Origin of the sequence: Vreelandella neptunia (genome assembly GCF_022489065.1) — a bacterium.
Classification (GTDB): domain Bacteria; phylum Pseudomonadota; class Gammaproteobacteria; order Pseudomonadales; family Halomonadaceae; genus Vreelandella; species Vreelandella neptunia_A.
Map to the genome: position 1 here is coordinate 40,427 of NZ_JAKVTW010000018.1, position 21,774 is coordinate 62,200.

Here is a 21,774-nt window from a genome sequence, read left to right on the forward strand (position 1 = left end):
GCCATAACCTTTGCGGGCTCAACGCTTGATTTATTAACGAAATGCAGCCTGGTAAATAAGCAAAAACTTAGTTTCAAACGATTAGGAGAATTTCAACAACCTTAGCGTTAACAATTGACAAGCCATATACTGGACAGAGGAACATACTGTATACTTAAACACTTATCGATTAAGTCGACATTTAACTTGTTACTGTCTATTCACTATTTTGGAGTCTGGTATGTCGCGTCCGCTAACCGCTCGCCAACAGCACGTATTTGATTTTATCGTTAAGACCATGAGCGAATTTGGCTACCCTCCTACTCGCGCAGAGATTGCCAAAGCACTTGGTTTTCGCTCGCCCAATGCCGCTGAAGAGCATTTACGCGCGCTTGAACGCAAAGGCGTCATTCGGATTATCCGCAATACGTCACGCGGTATTCGCCTGCCCAATCAAGAGCCACAAGAAGTAGTGGATAGCAGCGTGGCCCCATTAGCCGCTGCCAATCATATTGAATCGCCGCCGGTTGGTCTGCCTGTCATTGGCGAAGTCGCCGCTGGAAGCCCCATCCTGGCCGCAGAACATATAGATCGCTACTGCCCGCTGCCAGCCGAATATTTCACCCCAAAAGCCGACTATCTGCTGCGCGTACGCGGCCTTTCCATGAAGGATATTGGCATTTTGGAAGGTGACCTGTTGGCAGTTCATCGCACCGATCGTGTGCGCGATGGCCAAATCGTGGTGGCGCGTCTGGATGATGAAGTGACTGTTAAACGCTTCAAGCGCCAAGGGCACCAGGTCACTCTGTTTGCAGAAAACCCAGACTTTGCGCCTATTGAAATCGACCTACGCTCCCAGCCACTCGATATCGAAGGGGTGGGCGTTGGCGTGATCCGTGGCGGCAATGGCCAAGCGCTCGGCTAAACTGGCTACTACTGCATGTCGATATAGCGGTGGTCATTGAAGGTGGCCACCCAGCTCGGATGATAGACCAGTAGGATGCTCAGCAGCATACCGGTGATAAACGCTTCAGATGGCATTAACAAAGGTAAGAAGCGGGCATACTCCTGGGCTAGATAGACAGCGTCAGGGTCGGTGCCTGCTACGGTTATTAGTAGCACTGCAACCAAACTTGCTCCTAGCGTTGCCAGCGCCGCACCGAAAAAGCCGCAGGCAAATAGAAATACCATCAAATTATCCGGGAGGCGGCGATCTACCAGCCGCCATACCGTGCCGATGATGGCAGCAGGCACTACTCCTGTTACCAGCACATTCGCGCCCAATAGCATCCACTCATTGCGCCCTATCACCACCATCGCCACATTAATCAGCACATTGCTGATGAGGGCTAATGGCGCTTTAAATATAAGCGTCATCAAGACTGTAAAGACGAGGTGCAGCGTTAGCCAATCCACCGCCTGTGCACGTAGCTGCCACATCAGCACCACCGCTAGCGTTGCCCCTAACCAGCGATGCTGAAGCGCTGTGTCCTCTATCAATGCTTGCCAAGGCCGTCGCCAAAATGCCCATACCATCACGCTTAGTGAGAGTAATGAGGTGAGCAGTAGCGCCCAGGGCGCTAGTACACTTTGCGCGAATGACATAGCGACCTCTCAAGTGAACAAGCGTTAGCTAAAGACGACCGTTTTATTGCCATGAACCAGCACGCGGTCTTCAAGATGCCAGCGTAAACCGCGCGCAAGTACCGATTTTTCAACGTCACGGCCAAAGCGCACTAAATCTGTTGGCGTATGGCAGTGGCTTACGCGATGTATATCCTGCTCGATAATAGGCCCCGCATCGAGCTCCTCGGTGACATAGTGACAGGTCGCACCAATTAGCTTAACCCCGCGCTGATAGGCTTGATGGTAAGGTTTAGCGCCAGCGAAAGAGGGCAAAAAGCTATGGTGAATGTTAATCACCCGCCCTGCATAGCGCGCGCACAACTCAGGTGGCAATATTTGCATATAACGCGCTAACACTACGCAATCAGCCCGCGCATTATCGATTTCAGCCTGAACAAGGGCAAACGATGCCTGTTTGTTTTCACTGTCGACCGGCACATGATGGTAAGGAATGCCGTACCACTCGGTCAGTGAACGCATATCGTCGTGGTTAGAGATCACGCCAACAATATCGCAATCCAATTCTCCCGCCTGCCAGCGATAAAGCAGATCAACCAAACAGTGGGACTCCCGCGACACCATTAACACCACCCGACGACGCTGCTGAGTGTCGACCAGAGACCACTGCATATCAAATTCGCTAGCGACCGTTTCAAACGACGCACGTAGTGCTTCTACCGACATGCCCACCGAATCGGCCAGGATTTCGTAGCGCATAAAAAAACAGCCGGTTTCCAAGTCAGAGTGCTGGCTTGCTTCAGTGATTGAACCACCCTGCTGAGCAATAAAGCTCGACACGCGAGCCACAATACCTACTTGATCGGGACAGGACACAACTAAACGATAATAATGAGACATATAAGCTACTCTTGACCTATTTCTCCGCTAAGTATGACAAACCAGCGGCTTAGGCTTCATATTGTATCGGAAGGCCATCGATGATTGTTAGCCGCCCCTGCCTTCCCGTATAGTTAAGTCACTACTTTTTAGGCTTTTCATAACTGATGCTTTCACCACGCGTTCAAATTCGTCCCCGTCGTCGTCCTCCGCTGCGCATGCTGCCGCTGGGGGGATGCGGTGAGATTGGAATGAATCTAACGCTGTACGGCTATGATGATCACTGGATTGCCGTCGACTGCGGCATGATGATTCGCCAGGATCTTCCCAACTCACCGCTCCAAGTCCCTAATCTTGATACACCGAAAGCATTAGGGATCGTACCCAAAGCGCTATACATCACCCACGGCCATGAAGACCATATTGGTGCCGTCGCGTGGCTATGGCCAATGTGGAACTGCCCTATTTATGCCACTCCATTGGCAGCGGGATTGCTGCGACTAAAATTTGCTGAGCACCAGCTTAGCAGCGCTGCTATTCATGTCATTGAGCCAGGCGAGGCGCTGGAAAGCGGCCCATTTACGTTACGCTATTTGCCTTTGACGCACTCAATTCCCGAAAGCTGTGCCTTGATCGTGATGGCCGGTGGCTACCGCGTGTTACACACCGGTGATTGGAAACTCGATCCTGAACCGCTCATTGGTACGCCGATGAGCGCAACACAGTTTAGAGCGCTAGCGCCGGTCGATTTAGTCGTGGGTGATTCGACCAATGCCCCAATGCCGGGACACTCTGGCAGCGAAGGTGATGTGGCCAGAGCGTTGGCAAAAACCCTCAGCAATTGCCAGGGCCGTGTCGTTGTCTCTTGCTTCGCCAGCAACCTGGCAAGGGTATTAGCCATAGGACGCGCGGCGCACCAGTGTGGCCGTCGTATTAGTTTAATGGGGCGTTCCATGGAGCGCATGGTTAGCGTTGCGCGTGGTCTCGGCTATATGGACGATTTACCGCCGCTGGTGCCCAATCACGACCTGGGCTACCTACCCCCGGATGAAGTAGTCATTATCGCCACTGGTAGTCAGGGCGAGCCCCGCGCAGCTCTCCAGCGCCTGGCTCAGGGCAGGCATCCCTTTGTTGACCTTCAGCCCGGCGACAATGTCATCTTCTCGGCTAAAGCCATTCCGGGCAATGAACGCCCCATTGAACAGCTCAAAAAACGTTTAGAGCACTTAGGTGTGCGCATATTCGATGAAGTTAATCATCCCGAATTACATGCCACCGGGCACCCTGCTCAGGATGAATTAATCAAACTCTACCAATGGGTCAAACCGACATACCTGCTGCCCGTCCATGGCGAAGCGCGGCATCAGCAAGCCCATCAGGCGATTGCCAGTCAGTTAGGCATTAGCGCGCCTCTGACGCCGATTAATGGCGATTTAATCTGCTTTGATAATCATGGATTGCGCTGCGAGGCGCGTTACCCACAGCCACCCTGCATTGTCAGCCAAAATAGCGTAGTGCCTCACCCAGGCTTAGAGGTGCACGATGCCAACAAGGCTCGTCGCGGCAGTCTTTACCTAGCACTGCCGGTAACGGCGACGGATACTGGATGGGCTCGCATTGGCCGTCTAATGCTAGACGCTTCAGGGGCCAGCCCGCTGGATGAGGATAGCTTTAGCGATTGGTTGGATGAACAGCTTGAAGAGATTGCCGCAGAGACGTTGGCTGACTTACGACAGGCGTTACAACCTCGCCTGATTCACTGGCTGGCCGATCATATGCAGCATCTACCCGATGTGCACCTACAGATTATGGCCGCCGAATTCCCCGAGACCATCACCCTAGACAATGCTGCCAATCGCTAAGCGACCTGCTTAGACTCGATCAGCGCTAACGCCACCGCGCGGCATCTTGTTGATCGGAGTGACGCTCTTTTACCCAGTACTCGCCACGGGTCGAGTGCTCCTTCTTCCAGAATGGCGCCTGAGTTTTAAGATAATCCATAATGAAATCGCATGCCTCAAAGGCTTCGCGGCGATGAGCGCTGGCCACTAGCACGCGCACAATTGGATCGCCTGGCGCCAGGTAACCAACGCGGTGAATGATCCGGACTGCCTGTAGCGACCAACGCTGCCAAGCCTGCTCACCAATCTCGGTCAAAGTGCGTTCGGTCATACCCGGATAGTGCTCCAACGTTAACCCGGTAACGTCTGGCGTTTCATTAAAATCACGCACCAACCCGGTAAAGCTAACCACCGCGCCAATATCACTGCGCCCTGCTAACGCATCACCATATCCGTAGTCCATAGAGAAAGGCGCTGCTTGAATCGCTACTTTAATATCCAGCTCAATATCCATCCTCACCCCCCAGTAACCGGCGGGAAAAATGCCACTTCGTCTTCATCGGTCACTAAAGCATCATCATTAGCCATCACTTGATTAATTGCACACAGCGTACGCTGGTCGGTGAGTAGCTTAAAGCGACTGTCGCGCTCGGCCAAGGCAGTCTTTAAGCCACTAATATCGCGGCTCGCAAGCTGATCCAGACTGACTACCGCCTCGCTTTCCCCTAAGCGCTCACGCAGCTCAGCTAAAAATTTGACCCGCACGCAGGGAGACGCGCAACGTTCGCCCAAACTTACTTCTCCCGGCACGCCATCCCCCGTCACTATCGGCACTTGGGAATTTAGACGCTGATAATCGCCGCGCTGGCCGCCCTGCTTACTATCCAGCTGAATGGCGTCGATCCGCATATCTTTATCGACGGCTTTACACATATCGTAAAGTGTCAGACAGGCTACCGAGACGGCGGTTAGCGCTTCCATTTCAACCCCAGTGCGACCATTTAAGCGACACATTGAGGTCACATGGACGCATGATTCAGCCACATCAATATCGAACTCAACCGACACTTTGGATAGTGCCAAGGAGTGACACAGAGGGATTAGTTCATGAGTACGTTTAGCAGCCTGAATACCGGCAATGCGGGCGGTAGCCAACACATCTCCCTTCGGCAATTCACCGTCGCTTAGCAATTTCAGCGTTTCAGGCTTCATCATGATGCGCCCCGAAGCGATGGCTTCTCGGCGGGTCTCTTGTTTATCGCCGACATCTACCATATTGGCTTCGCCACGGGTGTTAAGGTGGGTTAGCTGCATGTTGTCACCGTTCCTTTTTTGAATCCGAAGCATTTGGAAGCGAAGCATTTGAAAACGAAGCATTTGAAAACATGGCGTCATTTTTCATGCTTACCCAACTCACTATCCAGCGCGCTATTGCGTGGCTATCGTCTAGATTTAACTGGGTCACTGAAGCGGCTAAATCGACAGCCGGAGGCGCGCTAAGCGCTGCAGCCTCCACCCATGGGCCGGTTAAAATAGCCTCATCACCAATGCCATCGCGGTATAGCACTAACTTAGGAATCGGCCAGGCTTTAAAGCCTTCCACAATTACTAAATCGGGATGGTGCGGAACCATCATGGCAATCAATTCGGCTAAATCGGGCTCGTCCTGGCCGGGCGTCTCCTGCATCAGCGCAAACCGCTGACGGGAGGCCACCAACACAGGCACAGCACCCGCACTACGAAGTTTATAGCTATCTTTACCCGGCTGGTCGACATCAAACGAGTGGTGTGCGTGTTTGATCACGGCTACTTTCAAGCCATAGTCAGCTAACCGTGGCAGCAACTTCTCTAACAGCGTCGTTTTTCCAGTGCCGCTCCAGGCAGCAATTCCTAAAATGGGAAAGGATGCCGTTAGTTCGTTTTCCATGCGCCGAAACTCCTGATGACCACTAAACGCACTGTTATAGGCAACGCCATTTATACTATGCACGCGGCGTTAATGGACGATTAGCTTACTCGCCCTCTTGCTCACGAGGTAACAACCAGTTCAACGCAATGCCCACCAAGGCCGCTAAGCTAACGCCCTGCAGCGTAAATTGACCACCGCCAAACTGCATGCCACCAATCCCGAATACCAAAATCAGCGAGACCACGACTAAATTACGTGGCGCCGTTAAGGACTGCCCTGCCCGCACCAAGGTGTTCATGCCAACCACCGCAATAGAACCAAATAGCAGCGTCATAATACCGCCCATGACCGGGCCAGGAATGGTTTGCAGCAGCGCGCCAAGCTTTGACACAAAGGCCAGCACAATGGCGAGAATCGCAGCAACGATCATGTACTTGGGGTTAAACGCCCGCGTCAGCGTAACCGCACCGGTCACTTCTGAGTAAGTCGTATTCGGCGGGCCACCAAAAAGTGCAGCCACACTGGTCGCCAACCCATCGCCTAACAGGGTGCGATGCAGGCCGGGTTTCTCCAGGTAGTTTTTGCGGGTTACTGAGCCAATCGCGACCATATCACCAATGTGCTCTACTGCCGGGGCAATAGCGACTGGGATCATAAAAAGAATAGCGGCCCAGTGAAAACTGGGTGCCGTAAAACTGGGCACCGATAACCATGCGGCCTCACGAACCGGCGTAAAGTCCACGACCCCCAAGAACAGTGCTAATAAATAGCCCGTCACAATGCCGCCAATAATGGGCACTAGGCGCAGCAGGCCCCGACCAAACACCGCAAGCAGTAACGTTACCAGTAGGCTGGTCATGGACAAGAAAATCGCTACGCCATAGCCGATGTTGTCGCTGGTTTCACCAGTGGCCATACTCACGGCCACCGGCGCCAGCGCCAGGCCAATCACCATAATCACCGGGCCCACTACCACGGCGGGCAGTAAACGGTGCAACCACTCAGTCCCTTTTAACCGAACAGCTTGGGAGATAGCGACATATACAAGCCCCGCCGCCATCAACCCACCCATCGTGGCCGGTATGCCAAAGCTGGCCACAGAGCCTTGAATAGGCGCTATAAAAGCAAACGATGAAGCTAAAAAAACCGGCACACTCTGGCCAGTCACGGCATGAAATATCAGTGTGCCAGCCCCAGCAGTAAATAGCGCAACACTAGGATCAAGCCCGGTTAACAGCGGCACTAATACCAAGGCACCAAAAGCGACAAATAACATCTGTGCGCCGGTTAAAAGTACTTTTGGCCACGACTCAGCTTGGCTGGTAGCTTCATGCATTGGAGAATCCCTAGTAATTATTAGAAACTAGCTGTGCAAAAAAATGCCCCTAACGCAAAGCGTAAGGGGCAATATGATGAAGGAGACTTAGCGTGTACCGAAAATCTTATCGCCAGCGTCACCTAATCCGGGGACGATATAGCCATTTTCATCGAGTCGATCATCGACCGATGCCGTGTATATTTCGACATCGGGATAAGCTTCCTGAACCCGCTTTATTCCCTCAGGCGCCGCCACCAGCACGATGACTTTCATATGCTCGCAGCCGCGTTCACGCAGCATGTCCAACGTGGCGACCATCGAACCACCGGTGGCGAGCATTGGATCAATGACGATCGCCATGCGCTCTTCGATATCATTGGCAAATTTGGCGAAATAAGGCACCGGCTGCAGGGTCTCTTCATCTCGGTACAAACCGACAACACTGACTCGTGCGCTGGGGATCAAATCTGTCACGCCGTCCAGCATACCCAAGCCCGCACGCAGAATCGGCACAACGGTGACCTTTTTCCCCTTCAACCGCCGCGTCGCGATTGGCTCGCCGTTCCATCCCTGGATTTCATGATCTTCCAGCTCCAGACCTTTCGTTGCTTCATAGGTCAGTAGCTTGGCTACTTCACCTGCCAGCTCACGAAAGCTCTTGGTGCTCAGATCAACTTCGCGCATCAGTCCCAGCTTATGTTGAACAAGCGGATGGTTAATGGCGTAAACACTCATGGGACTTCCTCACAGCAGGGGATTCAGGATGGCAACCTGGCGCCTATCACTAGGCGCAAAATTGTGCACATTCTACCCGTAACCAGCTAAGAGGTTAAGGGGTTTGCGGCAATTGCCACTCGATCGGCGCTCGCCCTTGGGCTTGCAAGAATTGATTTGCTTGGGAAAAATGCCGAGTACCAAAAAAGCCCCGGTGCGCAGAGAGCGGCGAAGGGTGCGGGGCTTCGAGTATTAAGTGACGCCCCTGATCGATTAACGCCTTCTTTTGGCGCGCATGACTTCCCCATAACAGAAACACACATGGTGGAGCATGCTGGCTGACGGTTTCAATCGCACGATCGGTAAACGGCTCCCACCCCTTACCGCGATGAGAAGCCGCATTACCCTGCTCTACGGTCAGTGATGTGTTGAGCAATAGCACGCCTTGCTTAGCCCACGCTTCAAGATGGCCATGACGCACAGGTGTAAAACCGACATCGCTAGCCAGCTCTTTATAGATGTTGACCAGCGATGGCGGCACCGGAACACCCGCCTGTACGGAAAAGCATAGGCCGTGGGCCTGATTTGGCCCGTGGTAAGGATCTTGTCCTAAAATGACCACCTTCACTTCGCTAAGCGGTGTCAGCTCAAAGGCACGAAACCATTGTGAAGAGTGCGGATAAATGATCTTTTTAGCCGCTTTCTGCTGTGCTAAAAACGACTTTAGCGTCAGCATATAATTGGCCTCAAACTCATTACCCAGCCACTGACTCCAATCTTCGGGAAGTGGGTTGGCCATCATTACCTCTTGATTTGATCGACAAGCGGTTCAACGTAAGCAACGCCCATATCCCAAGGAAACTGTATCCAGCACTGCTGCGCCACTTCCGTCAGGTATTGATCCACCAACGGGCGGCCGTCCGGCTTAGCATAAATAGCCACAAAGTGGGCCTTGGGCAACATTTTGCGTACCGCACGGGCCGTTTTACCCGTGTCTACCAAGTCATCAACCAGCAGCCAACCATCGCCGTCGTGGTCAACACCCTTCATAATATCCAGGCCACCCTGATCCATATGGTCGTAGCTTTTAATACACACCGTATCGATAAGGCGGATATTCAGCTCTCGGGCAATCAGCGCAGCGGGAATTAAGCCACCACGGGTAATCGCCACGATGCCCTTAAAGTCACGCTCTATCATCTGATGACAAAGCGTACGCACATCACGGTGAAGCTGATCCCAGGAGACAGTGAAGTGTTGGTGATAGCGGTCGCTGCTCATGGGAGTTACTCGTCTTCGTTAAATGAACAAACTGCGAATACGCTATAACCCGCATCGCGAATTTTCTGTGAACCACCCAGCTCAGGTAGATCAATAATGGTGGCCGTCTCTACTACGTGCCCACCGCTACGCTGAATGAGGTTAGCGGCGGCTAGCATCGTGCCACCAGTAGCGATCAAATCATCCATCAGCAGGATACGGTCATCTTTCTGGAAAGCGTCGGAGTGAAGTTCAACCTCCGAATGGCCGTACTCTAACTTATAGGTTTCGCTAATAGTCTTGAAGGGCAGTTTGCCCTTCTTTCTCACCGGTACAAAGCTACACCCCAACTCATAAGCGAGCGGTGCGCCAATAATGAAACCGCGCGCATCAATGGCCGCGATGGCATCCATGTTCATTTCCTGATAGCGGTGTACAAAGCTATCGATCAGCTTGCGAAAGGCAGCGCTATTTTGCAGCAAAGGAGTGATATCGCGAAAATTCACGCCCTTTTCAGGCCAGTCGGGAACCGTGCGAATAACGGACTTAATGTAGTCGCCGTAGATGCTCATCGCGTCTCTCATTGAGTAAAAAAATTAAGTGTTGAAAGGAGCCAAGCCGATCAGACTAAGAATAGATATCTTGCCGCAAACAGCAGCGCCAGAATAACGACCGCCGGATTAAGATCGGCAAACCGACCTGATAGCGTTTTGATGGCCACATAGCTAATAAAGCCTAGCGCTATGCCTTCGGCAATCGAGAACGTCAGGGGCATTGCCAGCGCAGCAATAAGTACCGGCGCCGCATCGGTCGGATCTTCCCAATTAGCGTGAGCCAGACTGCCCGCCATCAATACCGCCACATACAGTAACGCTCCCGCCGTTGCGTAAGCGGGGATTGAGCCCGCCAGCGGCGCGAAGAATAGGCTGATAAGGAACATACCGCCAACGACTACCGCGGTTAAGCCGGTGCGGCCACCGGATGCGATGCCAGCCGTTGATTCAATATAGCTAGTTGTTGTGGAAGTACCCAACGCCGCACCCGCCATTGACGCGGTGCTATCAGCCATCATGGCTCGACCCAAACGCGGCAGCTTGCCATCTTTATCCAGCAATTTGCCTCGATGGGCAACGCCCACCAGCGTGCCAGAAGTATCAAACAGATCCACAAACAGGAAAGCAAAAATGACACTGAGCATCGCTACATCCAGCGCGCCCATTAAATCCATAGCCATAAAGGTGGGGGCAATCGACGGCGGCATAGACATCAAACCACCGTACTCATTGTGGCCAAGCACCATCGCGATCACGGTAACACCTAAAATACCGATCATCACCGCACCGGTGACGCGTAAGTAGGAGAGCGCGGTAATCACAAAGAAACCTAACAGCGCGTAAATCGCCGGCGGCTGTGAGAGATCACCCAGCGAAACGTAGGTCGCGGGATTAGCAACGACAATGCCCGCATTTTTAAGTGCAATCATCGCCAGGAAAAGCCCGATACCGGCGGCGATGCCCAGGCGTAATGTCATAGGAATAGAATTAATGATCCATTCCCGAATTTTAAAAATGCTTAATAAGAAGAATGTTAAACCAGAGAAGAATACCGCACCCAAGGCAGCTTCCCAGGTATATCCCATGCCCAGCACAACGCCATAGGTAAAGAAGGCATTCAATCCCATGCCAGGCGCCTGAGCAATGGGATAGTTGGCCCATAGCCCCATCACGAAACAGCCAATTGCCGCAGCCAAACAAGTCGCAACAAAGACTGCACCGTAGTCCATCCCGGCTTCAGACAAGATGCTCGGATTGACGAAAATAATGTAGGCCATCGTCAGGAACGTTGTAATCCCGGCGATAACTTCTGTTTTCACGTTGGTTTTGTGCTCGCTGAGCTTGAAATAGTTATCCAGAAGTTTCATGAATTTTGTTGTCCTTAGCGCTAACGCCGCACGAGTATGCGTTCTGGTGCTGAGAAAAGCCGCACATACTACCGAAACGCTCACCGTGATGCGAGCGCCTCAGCATAGCGACCAATGTAAGCGGGGATGAGCCCCGCCGCCTAATGCCAAGCAATCTTTAGGCCACAATTTAACCGATCGGTCAACCCAATAGTCAATGAAGCTAATTATGGACGCTGGGTAGCCTCCTTATTAAACGCTGCTTTATTGAAACTGGCCTTTCTGAGAAAGAACACGCTCAACGGTTTCAACGATTACCTGAGTCTGCGGATCAATTTCGATGTTGACCTGATCCCCAGGCGCCCGTTCTCGCAAAATGGTGCGTGAAAGGGTCTCAGGAATTAAATTGACGCTGAACTCCACGCCCCCACTCTCCGTATAGCGCACATCACCAATAGTCAGGCTAATACCGTCCACCCCGATATAGCCTTTTTCAAACACAAAGCGCCCCAGCCTTTCTGGCAATAAGAACCATAGCCGACGATTGTTTGGCGCCTCTTCGATAGCCACTACCTCTGCCATCGAAATAATGTGACCCGACATGGAGTGCCCGCCAATTTCGTCGCCAAAGCGCGCCGCGCGCTCTATATTGACGCACTGCCCCGGCTCTATTGCACCAAGATTGGTCAACCGCAACGTTTCACGCATCAAATCAAAACTGACATTGTCACCTTCGATAGCGGTGACCGTGAGGCAGACGCCGTTGTGTGCAACAGAGGCGCCAATCTCAAGCCCATCGCGCATGGGCGGAGGCATCTTCACAACATGGACGCGAAAATCATCAAGCTCATGCACCGCCACAACGCTGGCCACTCCTTGCACAATGCCGGTAAACATAATGTTCGTCACTCCTAAGTAGATAAAACTGTCTAATAAAAACAGTGTGATAAAAAATGAGCAGTAAAGATGCCGATAAAGATGATGAAGGTGCGTATTGCCGCCCATGTTTGTGCAGCAGTGATGGTTTATTGGCCAGGGTATTCTATGCCATCTACTTTTCAAGCGTTGATCGGGCTTACATGATATTTATCCAGACGGGTGCTTTCCAAACGAACAAGGCAGGCTTATATCCTAAAATACCTTTATGCATTAGATAATAAGACTATCTTAAATACATAAGCCATAAAATCAGACCTTTATAATTGACATAACAACTGCCTATCTCTAAAATTTTGCCGCAAATATAAAGACGCCGATTTGTACCCAGATTGCGGGCGTCCACTTGGTCACTGACGTAGTATTGGTCACTGATGAGTGAAGTGCAGCTAAAAGGGTGTGTCCAGCGTTAATGGCCACCCATTAGGGTGGCTTTTTTTATTTCCACTGCGACACTGGCCCGCCCTCAGCTTGCACCCCGCACTCCGTCTTCGGCCTACCAGTAAGGCAGACGCTATGATTGAACTTAGCAACGTCAGTAAAACGTATTTTAGTAACACCCGGGGCAGTGGCTCAAATGCTGTCCATGCGCTCAAAAACGCAAACTTAACCGTCCCTAAAGGCACCATCCATGGCGTTATTGGCCTCTCGGGCGCGGGTAAATCGACGCTGATTCGCTGCGTCAATCTGTTAGAGCGCCCCACCAGTGGCAGCGTCACGGTAGATGGCCAAGAGATGACCCGCCTTAGCAACGCGGCGCTTAATCGAGCTCGCCATCGCATCGGCATGATCTTTCAACACTTTAATTTGCTAACCACGCGGACGGTATTCGACAACGTTGCCTTACCACTTGAGCTCATGGGGCAAAAACGCCATACCGTCCGCGATCGCGTTATCCCGCTACTGGAAATGGTCGGGCTAGCAGACAAAGCTAATCAGTACCCTGCTCAACTCTCAGGCGGCCAGAAGCAGCGTGTGGCCATTGCCCGGGCGCTGGCCAGTAAGCCGCAAGTATTGCTATGCGACGAGGCGACTTCAGCACTAGACCCACAAACTACCAGCTCAATACTGGAGCTGCTGCGCGATATCAACCAACAGCTGGGTATTACCATCCTATTGATCACCCACGAGATGGAAGTGGTTAAGTCGATTTGCCATCGGGTCAGTCTTATTTCAGATGGCGAACTTGTAGAAGACTCTGAAGTTGGCGATTTTTTCACCGCGCCACGCACTCAGCTCGGCCGTGAGTTTCTTAACGATTTTCTTCAGCTCACACCACCCAAGGAGCTGATTGAAAGACTTCTTGATGCCCCCAGCGAAAACACCCACCCGGTGGTGCGCCTAACATTCTCGGGCGATGCGGTCTCAACACCGTTGATTTCACGCCTGGCTCGGGAGTGCGGGGTCGATGTCAGCATTCTGCAAGCCAAGGTAGAGTCAATTCAGGAGCGCACGCTAGGCCTGATGATCGCTGAACTGTTGGGCACGCCGACACAAACCCAACAAGCCATGACCTATCTTGAATCTCATCAACTACAGGTAGAGGTACTCGGCCATGTCCAGCGCAATGATTGATCTTATTTTACAGGCCACGCTGGATACCCTTTATATGGTGGCCGTCTCAGGACTTATTTCCACCCTCGTTGGTCTTCCGCTTGGAGTGATGCTGTACGTTACACGCCCACGCCAAATATTAGCGAAACCAGTGCTCAACCAGGCGTTGAGCATTGTGACTAATATTGGTCGCTCGATCCCTTTTATTATTTTGATGGTGGCGATCATTCCCTTTACGCGCATGTTGGTGGGCACCTCAATTGGCATCAACGCCGCGTCGGTACCGCTTACCATTGCGGCTATTCCGTTTGTGGCACGCTTAGTGGAAGGCGCGCTGAATGAAATCTCCCCCGGTTTAATCGAAGCCGCCCAAGCCATGGGGGCGACGCCCTGGCAAATTATCTGCAAAGTGCTGATTCCGGAAGCCCGAGGCGGAATCATGACGGGGTTAACCATTACCGCTGTTACGCTGGTTAGCTACTCCGCGATGGCAGGTGCCGTAGGCGGTGGCGGCCTGGGTGACCTAGGCATTCGCTACGGCTATAACCGCTTCAACCCAACGATTATGATAATTACTGTCGTTATTCTTGTGATTATGGTGCAAGCGTTCCAGAGCTTGGGTGATTACCTGGTACGCAAAAGTGATCGAAAATAAGCGCCGAATTACCTATCCATTCAATATAACCAAATCGCATTAGACAACGGTTTTTTATTGCCGCATCATTGCACCATTATGTACAACGTCTCTGGAGAAACCTTATGCAAAAATTGTTAATTGGTAGCCTTACAGCCCTCGCCCTTGCGGTTAACGTTGCTAATGCAGAAACCCGCAGCATCAAAATGGGCACCGTTGCCGGTCCTGAAACCGAAGTAATGGAAGTGGCGGCACGGATTGCAAAAGAAGAGTATGACCTGGATGTCGAAATCATTGAGTTCACTGATTACGTCACGCCAAATGCTGCTCTGGCCGACGGCAGCTTGGACGCCAACGCCTACCAGCATGAACCCTATTTGCAGTCAATGGTTGAAGACCGCGGCTATGACCTAGCCATTGCCGGCTACACGTTTGTGTACCCGATTGGTGCTTATTCAGAAAAGTACGACAGCATTGATGACCTGCCAGACGGCGCACAAATTGCACTGCCCAACGACCCCTCCAATGAAGGTCGTGCGCTGATTCTGATGCATAACGAAGGCTTGATTACGCTTAACGATCCTGAATTCCTAGAATCAACACCTATTGATATTGCTGAAAATCCACGCGATTTCCGTTTCCGTGAAATTGAAGCCGCTCAGCTACCTCGCGTACTGCCAGATGTCGACATGGCTTTCATCAACAACACGTTTGCGCAGCCAGCTGGCTTGAGCCTTGACGATGCATTGATCAAGGAAGGCCCAGAATCACCCTACGTCAACTTGATTGCCGTACGCGGTGGTGACGAAGAGCGCGAAGAGATCCGTCAATTGGTCGACGCCTATCAGCGCGATGAAGTGATCGAAAAAGCAGAAGAGCTCTTCAAAGGCGCGGCGGTTCCTGGCTGGATCGAGTAATAGCGCGACTTAGCTATCAATAAGTAACGTCAGGCCGGCACGCATAGGTAAGCCCTTGTGCAAAAGTGTCGGCCTGTTACGTTAGTTGAAACGGAGCATCTCATGCCCAAAAGTGTTGATTATCCCCTCCTCAATCGCCAGCTTGAAGCGCTACTCGACACACGTGACTGGCTCACCAATAGCGCTCAAACCTGCGCCTTTATTCAGCAGCAGCTAAGCGACTTAAACTGGGTCGGCTTTTATCTTCAGCGTGAGCCCGATGTATTAGGCCTAGGGCCGTTTCAGGGGCAACCAGCCTGTCACCCTATACCTTTCAGCAAAGGAGTATGCGGTGCCGCTGCACGCCAGCAGATCACCCAGCGAGTCGACGATGTGCATGCCGTGGTTGACCATATTGCTTGTGATGCGAACTCCCGCTCTGAGCTAGTCGTCCCCATTGTCGTCAATGGAACGCTATGGGGCGTACTCGACCTGGACAGCCCTCTCCAGGCCCGCTTCACACCACAAGACCAAGCAGGTCTAGAAGCCCTGGTCGCTACATTTATCCGCCAGACAGAGCTTCCCGACTTAATTGAGCGCTAAAACGCCCATACAAAAACACCCCGAGCAATAAATGCCGGGGTGTCTTTGACAACAGCTGGTAGGACCAGGCGGATTTGAACCGCCGACCTCCACGATGTCAACGTGGCGCTCTAACCAACTGAGCTATGGTCCTAGAAAGAGGTATTGGCATAAGGCTGGTAGGACCAGGCGGATTTGAACCGCCGACCTCCACGATGTCAACGTGGCGCTCTAACCAACTGAGCTATGGTCCTATTGTGCGCTGTAACAGATGGCACTTGCCAAGCAACGGATGCGTATTTTACGCTTTCATCACTGAATTGCAAGCTATTTCCCGCTCTAGATACGTTGTTGCAAGCGACTAAATCGTTCAAAAAATGCCGCCAACTCGACACCTACATATTTATAACGCTAGTCTAGGCGCTTCTATGCTGTAGGCATTTTCTAATAGAGAGGGAAACCATGCTGGGTATTTTGCTAGGAAGCATAGCCATTGCGCTATTATTGGCGACGCTGATTGCGCGCATCGAGCTCCACTGGTGGTGGATACGTAGCTTTGAATTTCCTCGCCTGCAAATCGCTTGCCTTGCATTTGCCACTTGGTTGCTTGCCGCTATTTTCGTGGAATCAGGCCCATGGCTGTGGGTTGCTCTACTTGGCTCAGGCATTACCTTCGTGGTGCAAGCCTACTATATTTCGCCATTTACGCGCCTATGGCCTGTACAGGTGAAAGCGGCAAAGAGTAATGACGACGACAAAACCATCACACTACTGATCGCTAACGTGCTTACGCCCAACCGCCAGGCACAACCGCTGATTGAAATGATCAAAAAGCACCAGCCTGACATTATCCTGACCCTTGAGTCGGATCAGTGGTGGGAAGACCAGCTTGATCCAGCGCTCTCAGAGCAGTGGCCCAATAGCGTTAAAATCCCGTTAGATAACCTTTACGGCATGCACCTTTACTCGCACCTTGAGTTAACGAACACGTCAGTTGAATGGCTGATTCAGGATGATATTCCGTCTATTCACACCCGTGTAACGCTAGCCAACGGGGACTCTATTCGCTTATTTGCCCTACACCCTCGCCCACCCGCCCCTAGCGAAAGTGAGAAATCCCTTTGGCGCGATGCTGAGCTATTACTGGTAGGCAAGAAAATTCATGAAGACCCCCAGCCTACTTTAGTAGCTGGAGACCTGAATGACGTTGCATGGTCACGCACTACACGGCTGTTCTGCCGTATTGGCGGTATGCTCGACCCACGCCGCGGGCGCGGCCTGTTCAGCACCTTCCATGCAAAATATCCAATGCTGCGCTGGCCCCTGGATCACATTTTCGTCACCGAACACTTCACTCTTGTAGGTATGAAGCGACTTGAGTACTTCGGTTCAGATCACTTCCCTATATTGGCAACTTTTTGCTACCGCCCCTCGCGTAAAGACGAAGCCGAAACGCCCGAAGCAAATTCAGAAGAGCGCAGTGAAGCCAACGAAACCATTCAGGAAGGTAAAACGGAAGAGCAAGAGACCTGAGCCCTTCAGCTATTGCATCAAGCCAAACTGATCCGTGTTACTCAGGGATTCCTCCCTGGGTTAACACGGCCGGATCTAACAGCCTCTCTAGGGTTTCGCGATCAAGATCGGTTCTCTCCTCAGCAACATCAATAATTGCCCTGCCCGCCTGATACGCCTCTTTAGCAATGGCGGCGGCAGCGTTATAACCAATGACGCCGTTCAGCGCCGTTACCAAGATGGGGTTCTTCGCCAACGGACCTTTGACGTTCTCTTCGCGTACTTTAAAGGTCGCAATTGCTCGATCCGCTAGCAGCCGGGCGGTATTGCTCATCAAGCTAATGGAGGTAAGCAGGTTCGAAGCCACCAGCGGCAGCATCACGTTCAATTGAAAGTTTCCGCTTTGTCCAGCAACCGTAATTGCGGTATCAAGGCCCATCACCTGTGCGGCTGCCTGCGCGGCTGACTCTGGAATAACGGGATTAACTTTGCCCGGCATTATGGAGCTACCGGGCTGCAGTGCTTCAAGCTCAATTTCCCCGAGCCCAGCCAAAGGACCTGAATTCATCCAGCGCAGGTCATTGGCAATTTTCATAATCACGCAGGCCAAGCCTTTTAACTGACCTGACAGTTCTACTGCAGCATCTTGGGACGATAAGCTGGCAAAGAAGCTGTCGTTAGGCGTGAACATTAACCCCGTTTGCTCGCTAAGCTCCTGGGCCACCTGTTCAGCAAAGCCAACCGGTGCATTCACGCCGGTACCCACGGCGGTTCCGCCTAGCGCTAATCTACACAGCCTCTTCATGGCACTATCGAAACGCTCGATCGCTTGATTTAGCTGACTCGACCAGCCACCTAACTCTTGATCCATACGCAATGGCATGGCATCCATCAGATGAGTCCGGCCAGTTTTAACCACATGACTAAGCTCACGTCCACGCTGGTCAATAGTGTCGCGCAGATGAACGAGCGCTGGGCGCAGAGATTCGTGCACTGCAATGGCGGCCGAAAGGTGAATCGCCGTTGGGATTACATCATTACTCGATTGCCCCATATTTACGTGATCATTGGGCGTTACCTCAACGCCTTCACGGCTTGCCAAGGTTGCCAACACCTCGTTGACGTTCATATTGGTGGAAGTACCTGAACCGGTCTGAAAAACGTCGATGGGGAAATGCTGATCATGTTTGCCCGTCAGTACTTCCCTAGCCGCTTTTTGAATCGCTTCGCCACGTTCGCTATCCAACCCTCCCAGGGTTTGGTTAGCCCGGGCTGCCGCTAGCTTTATACGAGCGACCGCATGTATAAAGGCGGTCGGCATAGGTGTATGGGAAACAGGGAAGTTATTGATTGCCCGCTGGGTCTGCGCGCCGTATAGGGCATCAGCAGGCACTTCCAGTTCGCCCATGCTGTCGCTTTCCATCCGTGTTGCCATAGCTCGTTCTCCAATCAATGTGACGTATAGTGCTACTTCTCTGAGGGCGTAGTTGCTATATCGTTCGCCTACTCGCTTAAAGCTAGCTGGTTACACCCAAAGGGTAAACACGCCAAAGCGATGATGCCTCTCCATGGTTTTCAAACCCTTCTCAGGCGGGGCAATTTAAATATGCCAAAAGCAAATTGTTGCACTGCACAAACACAGTTGCTATGCTGCACCGCAAGATAGTTTAAAAAGCTAGCCACTTGATAAATAAGCAGCGCCAACCTCTGGATAGCTGCTTTTGGCAAGACTAAACCATGGAGAGTATGACGATGCGTACATTAAATACTAACGAAATGAATCAGCAGTTTGACAACATGTTTATGGCGCCAGCACGTGCCTACATGGCTTTGAGCATCGATTACACTGAAAAAATGGTCAATGCTCAGATGGACGCCAGCAAAGCCTATTTCGATACAGGCGTTGCGCAGATGCGTCAGATGATGGACGTAAAAGATGCTGAAGGCCTGCGTAGCTACATGGAAAGCCAGCAAAAAGTCGCTAAAGACTTAGCTGAGCGCGCTAAAGGCGACGCGGACAAAGTAGTGTCATTGCAGCAGGACTTTATTCAGAAAAGCCAGAAAATCACTGAAGATAACGTCAAGCAGGCGCAAACTGCGGCTAGCAAAATGACGAAAACTGCCTAAACCAATCAGGTTTATGTGCACCGCATGCGCTTAGCATAGCGGCAATAAACGCCACCGCAGGCTCTGCCAGCGGTGGCGTTTTCGTAGCAACCTTAGCCGTTTGTTTTAACAACCAAATCACCAATTGAGTGCAGATTTCACAAAAGGAATGGTTAACTTGCGCTTGGCGGTCAAAGACGCCTTATCGAGCGTTTCCACAGCGCGACACAGTTCGCCTAACTCACGCGGGCCGCGATGCAAAATATAGCGCCCCACATCATCTGGCAGCTGCATGCCTCTCACGCTGGCGCGCAACTTTAAAGCCGCTAATCGCTCGTCGTCATCATCCAGCGAGTGAACGTGAAACGTCACCCCCCACGTTAAACGCGAAGCTAAATCAGGCAGCACCACGTTTAGCTGACGCGGAGATGCGCTCGCCGCTATCACCAACTTTTTACCGGCATCACGCAGCCGGTTGAAGGCGTGAAACAGCGCCTCCTCCCAGCGTTTACGGCCAATCACGCACTCTAGGTCGTCAATCGCCACGAGATCCAGGCGCTCAATGTCTTCGAGCATTAACGGCGGGAAGTGGCCTAAATCACCCAGCGGCAAATAGAGCGCGCGCTTGTCAGCATCGGAAGCGGCATGACAGGCTGCTTGGAGCAGATGACTACGGCCGACACCCGGTGCCCCCCAAAGGTAAAGAAACTGCTCACCTTCAGGGGTTAGCTGCCGGGTAAGGTGCTCTACCAGCGGCGCGTTAGCTCGCGCCACGTAGTAGTTATCGAAAGTAGCATCGTCACGTAGCCCAATTCCCAGTGGAAGCTGTGCCGGTACTCGGCTCATGGGGACTCCCCTATATCTTTACGACGATACTCATCTCGTTCCGGCTCATCATGATAGGAAGAACTGACTTCAATGATGCTCGGATGGCTATCGTTGTTTTTTTCGTCGTACAGTTCACTCTCCTGATAGCGGGCCTTGACCTCTTTGAGTAGCACCAGAATAACCGCTGCCACCGGCAGTGCTAATAGTACGCCTGTCAACCCAAACAGGTTACCCCCTGCCAGTACGGCGAATATTACCGCAACCGGGTGAAGGCCAATTTTATCGCCTAATAACTTAGGTTGCAGAACGACGCTCTCTGCCATTTGACCGATACTGAATACCAGGATGACCCCCAAGACTGCCCACCAGGTCGCGAATTGGAAAAGGGCCACAACGAGAGCGATGACTAAGCCGACGATAAAGCCCAAGAACGGCACGATACTGACCAGCCCCGACACAAAACCAATGAGCAAACCAAAATTCAGCCCCATCAACGTCAAACCCACCGCGTAAATAATCCCTAAACACAGCATGACTAACAGCTGCCCGCGCAAGAACGATGAAAGCACCTCATCGCAGCGACGGGCCAGGCGGAAAGTGTCATCTGCCCACTGGCGCGGAATGAGGTTGGCAATATTATCAAGCAGCCGATTCCAATCCAGGAGCAGGTAAAAGGTCACAACGGGAATCAGCGCCACATAGGTGATCCAGGATACGAACGCCATGCCGGAACGGCCAATCTGGCCTAGCGCCTGGGCCAAGTAGCCGCCAGCATCACGCCAGTTTTCGACAAGCGTTTCACGCGCATTGGTTAATTCCGTGGTTAAGTCATAACCCGTCCACTCTTGAACCTGAGGTGCGAGTGTATTTTCTACCCAATTAAAGATACCTGGAATGGCTTCGCCCAGCTGTTTAAGCTGTTGAACAAGCAGCGGTATTAATATAAGCAAACTGACCACTAAAACGATGAGCAATACCAAAAATACGCTACTCACCGCGAATGGCCGACTCATGCCCCAACGTTGGAAACGGTTTGCAAGCGGATCGGCTAGGTAAGCGAGAATCATCCCCGCAATAAAAGGCATCAGCACGGCGTCTAATAAAAAGATTAAACCGCCTATCACCACCAAAAACAGGACACCCCACCAAGAATTCCGCATAGTTCCCTCTCAAACGTGGATTTAATCCACTTATTCACAGTAATCGTCGCTATTTTTTCTTATCACTACTATGCCGCATATGAGCAAAAGCTGCTCGTCTGGTTTTCAACATGTGTGACAGCGGTGCGACCTGGGCCGCTGAGTGTTACAATCCGCCAAAGTTAAGCCCAGCTCTGGCCTTG

23 protein-coding genes and 2 tRNA genes are annotated in these 21,774 nt (G+C 52.0%); 8 read left to right on the forward strand and 17 right to left on the reverse strand.

Going from position 1 to position 21,774, the window contains the following annotated elements:
- Positions 1-220 precede the first annotated feature (220 nt).
- Positions 221-904, forward strand: coding sequence for a transcriptional repressor LexA (gene lexA / locus MLE19_RS18710; RefSeq protein WP_240719633.1), 684 nt, complete (start codon positions 221-223; stop codon positions 902-904).
- A gap of 8 nt (positions 905-912) precedes the next feature.
- Here lexA and MLE19_RS18715 read toward each other — a convergent pair whose 3' ends face one another.
- Together MLE19_RS18715 and purU are read right to left on the reverse strand one after the other, a co-directional pair.
- Complete coding sequence (locus MLE19_RS18715; protein ID WP_240719634.1) at positions 913-1,584, reverse strand: energy-coupling factor ABC transporter permease; 672 nt, start codon at positions 1,582-1,584, stop codon at positions 913-915.
- 24 nt (positions 1,585-1,608) lie between these two features.
- A complete protein-coding gene (gene purU, locus MLE19_RS18720; RefSeq protein ID WP_240719635.1) occupies positions 1,609-2,463 on the reverse strand; it encodes a formyltetrahydrofolate deformylase in 855 nt (284 codons plus the stop codon).
- A gap of 230 nt (positions 2,464-2,693) precedes the next feature.
- Between purU and MLE19_RS18725 the strand changes: the two genes are divergently transcribed.
- Positions 2,694-4,304 carry a ribonuclease J gene (locus MLE19_RS18725; RefSeq protein WP_240719636.1) on the forward strand — a complete coding sequence of 537 codons (1,611 nt, stop codon included), beginning with the start codon at positions 2,694-2,696 and terminating at the stop codon, positions 4,302-4,304.
- A 25-nt stretch (positions 4,305-4,329) separates the two neighbouring features.
- Here MLE19_RS18725 and moaE read toward each other — a convergent pair whose 3' ends face one another.
- The 10 genes from moaE to MLE19_RS18775 all read right to left on the reverse strand — a co-directional run bounded on the left by moaE (position 4,330) and on the right by MLE19_RS18775 (position 12,281).
- The gene (gene moaE / locus MLE19_RS18730; protein ID WP_240719637.1) at positions 4,330-4,797 is read right to left on the reverse strand and encodes a molybdopterin synthase catalytic subunit MoaE; all 468 of its coding nucleotides are present in this window, start codon (positions 4,795-4,797) and stop codon (positions 4,330-4,332) included.
- 2 nt (positions 4,798-4,799) lie between these two features.
- The gene (gene moaC, locus MLE19_RS18735; protein ID WP_240719638.1) at positions 4,800-5,597 is read right to left on the reverse strand and encodes a cyclic pyranopterin monophosphate synthase MoaC; all 798 of its coding nucleotides are present in this window, start codon (positions 5,595-5,597) and stop codon (positions 4,800-4,802) included.
- A gap of 4 nt (positions 5,598-5,601) precedes the next feature.
- The gene (gene mobB / locus MLE19_RS18740; RefSeq protein ID WP_240719639.1) at positions 5,602-6,210 is read right to left on the reverse strand and encodes a molybdopterin-guanine dinucleotide biosynthesis protein B; all 609 of its coding nucleotides are present in this window, start codon (positions 6,208-6,210) and stop codon (positions 5,602-5,604) included.
- 85 nt (positions 6,211-6,295) lie between these two features.
- On the reverse strand, positions 6,296-7,528 hold the full coding sequence (locus MLE19_RS18745) for a uracil-xanthine permease family protein (RefSeq protein ID WP_240719640.1): 1,233 nt from the start codon (positions 7,526-7,528) through the stop codon (positions 6,296-6,298).
- 87 nt (positions 7,529-7,615) lie between these two features.
- On the reverse strand, positions 7,616-8,245 hold the full coding sequence (gene upp, locus MLE19_RS18750) for a uracil phosphoribosyltransferase (RefSeq protein ID WP_240719641.1): 630 nt from the start codon (positions 8,243-8,245) through the stop codon (positions 7,616-7,618).
- 94 nt (positions 8,246-8,339) lie between these two features.
- On the reverse strand, positions 8,340-9,023 hold the full coding sequence (gene ung / locus MLE19_RS18755) for a uracil-DNA glycosylase (protein ID WP_240719642.1): 684 nt from the start codon (positions 9,021-9,023) through the stop codon (positions 8,340-8,342).
- Positions 9,024-9,025: 2 nt separating this feature from the next.
- The gene (gpt, locus tag MLE19_RS18760) at positions 9,026-9,505 is read right to left on the reverse strand and encodes a xanthine phosphoribosyltransferase (RefSeq protein WP_240719643.1); all 480 of its coding nucleotides are present in this window, start codon (positions 9,503-9,505) and stop codon (positions 9,026-9,028) included.
- Between the two features lie 5 nt (positions 9,506-9,510).
- Positions 9,511-10,056: an adenine phosphoribosyltransferase gene (locus MLE19_RS18765; RefSeq protein WP_240719644.1), complete on the reverse strand. Its 546-nt coding sequence runs from the start codon at positions 10,054-10,056 to the stop codon at positions 9,511-9,513.
- A gap of 50 nt (positions 10,057-10,106) precedes the next feature.
- On the reverse strand, positions 10,107-11,405 hold the full coding sequence (locus MLE19_RS18770; RefSeq protein ID WP_240719645.1) for an NCS2 family permease: 1,299 nt from the start codon (positions 11,403-11,405) through the stop codon (positions 10,107-10,109).
- A gap of 243 nt (positions 11,406-11,648) precedes the next feature.
- Positions 11,649-12,281, reverse strand: a complete 633-nt coding sequence (locus MLE19_RS18775) for a riboflavin synthase subunit alpha (RefSeq protein ID WP_240719646.1) — start codon at positions 12,279-12,281, stop codon at positions 11,649-11,651.
- Between the two features lie 555 nt (positions 12,282-12,836).
- On the opposite strand from MLE19_RS18775, the gene MLE19_RS18780 reads away from it, so the two are divergent.
- The 4 genes from MLE19_RS18780 (at position 12,837) to MLE19_RS18795 (ending at position 16,007) form a co-directional block, all read left to right on the forward strand.
- Positions 12,837-13,895, forward strand: coding sequence for a methionine ABC transporter ATP-binding protein (locus MLE19_RS18780; RefSeq protein WP_240719647.1), 1,059 nt, complete (start codon positions 12,837-12,839; stop codon positions 13,893-13,895).
- The gene (locus MLE19_RS18785) at positions 13,876-14,529 is read left to right on the forward strand and encodes a methionine ABC transporter permease (RefSeq protein WP_276322500.1); all 654 of its coding nucleotides are present in this window, start codon (positions 13,876-13,878) and stop codon (positions 14,527-14,529) included. The genes MLE19_RS18780 and MLE19_RS18785 overlap by 20 nt, the downstream gene beginning before the upstream one ends.
- 104 nt (positions 14,530-14,633) lie before the next feature.
- Entirely contained in the window at positions 14,634-15,425 is a 792-nt protein-coding gene (locus MLE19_RS18790; RefSeq protein WP_240719648.1) for a MetQ/NlpA family ABC transporter substrate-binding protein, read from the forward strand.
- 102 nt (positions 15,426-15,527) lie between these two features.
- Complete coding sequence (locus MLE19_RS18795; protein ID WP_240719649.1) at positions 15,528-16,007, forward strand: GAF domain-containing protein; 480 nt, start codon at positions 15,528-15,530, stop codon at positions 16,005-16,007.
- A 56-nt stretch (positions 16,008-16,063) separates the two neighbouring features.
- Here the strand turns inward: MLE19_RS18795 and MLE19_RS18800 are convergent.
- Positions 16,064-16,140 (reverse strand) — tRNA-Val (locus MLE19_RS18800).
- A gap of 23 nt (positions 16,141-16,163) precedes the next feature.
- Positions 16,164-16,240 (reverse strand) — tRNA-Val (locus MLE19_RS18805).
- 208 nt (positions 16,241-16,448) lie between these two features.
- On the opposite strand from MLE19_RS18805, the gene MLE19_RS18810 reads away from it, so the two are divergent.
- Positions 16,449-17,519, forward strand: a complete 1,071-nt coding sequence (locus MLE19_RS18810; protein WP_240719650.1) for an endonuclease/exonuclease/phosphatase family protein — start codon at positions 16,449-16,451, stop codon at positions 17,517-17,519.
- Between the two features lie 37 nt (positions 17,520-17,556).
- On the opposite strand, the gene MLE19_RS18815 is transcribed toward MLE19_RS18810, so the two are convergent.
- On the reverse strand, positions 17,557-18,933 hold the full coding sequence (locus tag MLE19_RS18815; protein WP_240719651.1) for a class II fumarate hydratase: 1,377 nt from the start codon (positions 18,931-18,933) through the stop codon (positions 17,557-17,559).
- A gap of 317 nt (positions 18,934-19,250) precedes the next feature.
- Here MLE19_RS18815 and MLE19_RS18820 point away from each other — a divergent pair, with 317 nt between their 5' ends.
- A complete protein-coding gene (locus MLE19_RS18820) occupies positions 19,251-19,625 on the forward strand; it encodes a phasin family protein (protein ID WP_240719652.1) in 375 nt (124 codons plus the stop codon).
- 117 nt (positions 19,626-19,742) lie between these two features.
- Here MLE19_RS18820 and hda read toward each other — a convergent pair whose 3' ends face one another.
- Positions 19,743-20,450 carry a DnaA regulatory inactivator Hda gene (gene hda, locus MLE19_RS18825; protein WP_240719653.1) on the reverse strand — a complete coding sequence of 236 codons (708 nt, stop codon included), beginning with the start codon at positions 20,448-20,450 and terminating at the stop codon, positions 19,743-19,745.
- Complete coding sequence (locus MLE19_RS18830; RefSeq protein WP_240719654.1) at positions 20,447-21,592, reverse strand: AI-2E family transporter; 1,146 nt, start codon at positions 21,590-21,592, stop codon at positions 20,447-20,449. The genes hda and MLE19_RS18830 overlap by 4 nt, the downstream gene beginning before the upstream one ends.
- Between the last annotated feature and the right edge of the window lie 182 nt (positions 21,593-21,774).